Origin of the sequence: Mesorhizobium sp. M7A.F.Ca.CA.002.05.1.1, from assembly GCF_003998335.1 — a bacterium.
Taxonomy (GTDB): Bacteria; Pseudomonadota; Alphaproteobacteria; order Rhizobiales; family Rhizobiaceae; genus Mesorhizobium.
In genome coordinates this window covers 1-2,649 of the sequence record NZ_RZQI01000825.1, presented here as the reverse complement: position 1 = coordinate 2,649, position 2,649 = coordinate 1, and the positions used below count along the sequence as shown (strand labels likewise).

Annotated in this window: 3 protein-coding genes; all 3 read right to left on the bottom strand. The window is 61.0% G+C overall.

The annotated features are described in order from the left end of the window. Nucleotides 1-273 precede the first annotated feature (273 nt). On the bottom strand, nucleotides 274-1,464 hold the full coding sequence (locus EN939_RS29085) for a vWA domain-containing protein (RefSeq protein WP_127270384.1): 1,191 nt from the start codon (nucleotides 1,462-1,464) through the stop codon (nucleotides 274-276). A gap of 7 nt (nucleotides 1,465-1,471) precedes the next feature. Beyond that, complete coding sequence (locus EN939_RS29080) at nucleotides 1,472-1,918, bottom strand: GNAT family N-acetyltransferase (protein ID WP_127270385.1); 447 nt, start codon at nucleotides 1,916-1,918, stop codon at nucleotides 1,472-1,474. Nucleotides 1,919-2,004: 86 nt separating this feature from the next. Beyond that, a partial coding sequence (locus EN939_RS29075; RefSeq protein ID WP_164751309.1) for an AAA family ATPase occupies nucleotides 2,005-2,649 on the bottom strand: 645 nt, incomplete at its 5' end.

Here is a 2,649-nt window from a genome sequence, read left to right as displayed (position 1 = left end):
GCCCAGTGTCTGACGTTCCAAGGTTGAATTCCCCCTTCTTCAGGCGTCTGCGCCGCCCCTCACCTGCCTGCCGGCATCCTCTCCCCGTAAACGGGGCGAGGGGCCCTGTCGTCCGCGATTTCGCCAATTGTCAGCGTTGCAAGAAAGGCGCCGGCGTTGCGGCCAGGCCCTCTCGCCCCGTTTACGGGGAGAGATGTCCGGCAGGACAGTGAGGGGCGGCGCCAACTTTCACGATTGATGGTCTCTGAGGTGATGGTTCCGCACCTCTGACAACTAATGCTTCCTTGAAAGCTGCTTGGTCGCGCCTTCGAGCCCGGCCAGCGTCAGCGGGAACATGCGGCCGCCGAAGATGTCGCGGATCATCGCAATCGAATGGGTGTAGCCCCAGTTCTTGGGGTCTTCGGGGTTCAGCCATACCGCGTTCGGCCATTGCTGCAGCAGGCGGCCGAGCCAGACGCTGCCTGCCTCCGGATTCCAGTGCTCGACCGAACCGCCGGGGTGAGCGATCTCGTAAGGGCTCATCGAGGCGTCGCCGACGACGATCACCTTGTAGTCCGGACCGTATTTATGGATGAGGTCGAAGGTCGGAATCACCTCGGCATGCCTGCGGCGATTGTCCTTCCACACGCCCTCATAGAGGCAGTTGTGGAAATAAAAATATTCGAGCTGGCGGAATTCGGCGCGGGCAGCCGAGAACAGCTCCTCGACGCTCTTGATGTGGTCGTCCATCGAGCCGCCGACATCGAAGAACATCAAAAGCTTCACCGCGTTGCGCCGTTCGGGCCGCGTCTGCACGTCGAGATAGCCATGTTCGGCGGTGGCGTGGATGGTGCCGGGCAGGTCGAATTCCTCCTCGGCGCCTTCGCGCACCCAGCGACGCAAGCGCTTCAGCGCGATCTTGATGTTGCGGGTGCCGAGTTCGACGGCATCGTCGAAATTCCTGAACTCACGTCTGTCCCACACCTTCACCGCGTGGCGGTTGCGGCTTTCATGCTGGCCGATACGCACACCTTCGGGATTGTAGCCATAGGCGCCGAAAGGCGAGGTGCCGCCGGTGCCGATCCATTTCGAGCCGCCCTGGTGGCGGCCTTTTTGCTCCTGCAGCCGCTGCTTCAAGGTTTCCATCAGTTTCTCGAAACCGCCCAGCGCCTCGACCAGTTTTTTCTCTTCATCGCTCAGGTGCTTTTCGGTGAGGCGGCGCAACCATTCCTCAGGGATATTGGCGACATCGACGGCATCCGGCCCGCCCAGTGCTTCGATGCCCTTGAAGACATGGGCAAACACCTGGTCGAAGCGGTCGATGTGGCGCTCGTCCTTCACCAGCGCCGCACGGGCGAGGTAATAAAAGCCTTCGACGTCGTAGTCGACCAGCCCGGCTTCCAGCCCCTCCAGCAGCGACAGATATTCCCTGAGCGAAACGGGAACACGCGCGGCCTTCAGTTCGAGGAAAAAGGGGATGAACATTGTCTATCTACAGCAAATCATACTCGATGAAGCCGGTGCGGCGCGCAACGTGGTCGTAGAGTTTGCGCGCGGTGGTGTTGGTCTCGTGCGTCATCCAGTAGACGTTCTTGACGCCGACTTTTTCGGCTTCCTGTCTCACCGCCTCGATCAGCGCAGCGCCGATGCCCTTGCCGCGCACGTCAGGGTCGGCGAACAGGTCCTGCAGATAGCAGTTGTTTTTTTCCGACCAGCCTGAGCGGTGGTAGAGATAGTGGGTGAGCCCAACCGCCTTGCCGTCCAGCGTGGCGATGAAGCCTTTCGGCTCGAACTCACCTTCGGTGAAAAGCCGCTTCCAGGTGACGGCATAGACCTCTTCCGGCAGCTTCGTCTCATAGAAGGTGAGGTAGTCGGTCCACAGCCGCCGCCAATCGGCGTGGTCGGACTGCGCGAGCGGGCGGACGATAATCTCAGACATGTCATCTCCTCTGAAGGTTTGGCCGAGGCTGCCTGCCTGTTCGGCTGCGGGCAACGGTCCACAGAAGGGAAAGCGCTGCTGCTGACCTATTGCTGCCTTCGTGCCATGAACGCCAGCCGCTCGAACAAATGCACGTCCTGCTCGTTCTTCAGCAATGCGCCATGCAGCTTGGGCAGGGCGTTCTTCGGATCGGCGCGCAGATCTTCCGGCGCGATATCGTCGGCGACCAGCAGCCTTATCCAGTCGAGCGCCTCGGAGGTCGACGGCTTCTTCTTCAAGCCGGGCACGTCGCGGATTTCGTAGAACTGGGTCAGCGCCGCTCGCACCAGGTTCTGCTTGATGCCGGGATAGTGGACATCGACGATTCTGTGCAGCGTATCGACGTCGGGAAAGCGGATGTAGTGGAAGAAGCAGCGGCGCAGGAACGCGTCCGGCAACTCCTTCTCGTTGTTGGAGGTGATGATGACGATCGGCCTGACGGCGGCGCGGATGGTTTCGCCGGTCTCGTAGACGAAGAACTCCATCCGATCGAGTTCCTGCAGGAGGTCGTTGGGGAATTCGATGTCGGCCTTGTCGATCTCGTCGATCAAAAGCACGACCTTCCTGCCGGCGGCGAACGCCTCCCAGAGTTTGCCGCGCTTGATGTAGTTCCTGATGTCGTTGAAGCGCTCGTCGCCAAGCTGGCTGTCGCGCAGCCGCGAGACGGCGTCATATTCGTACAGGCCCTGCTG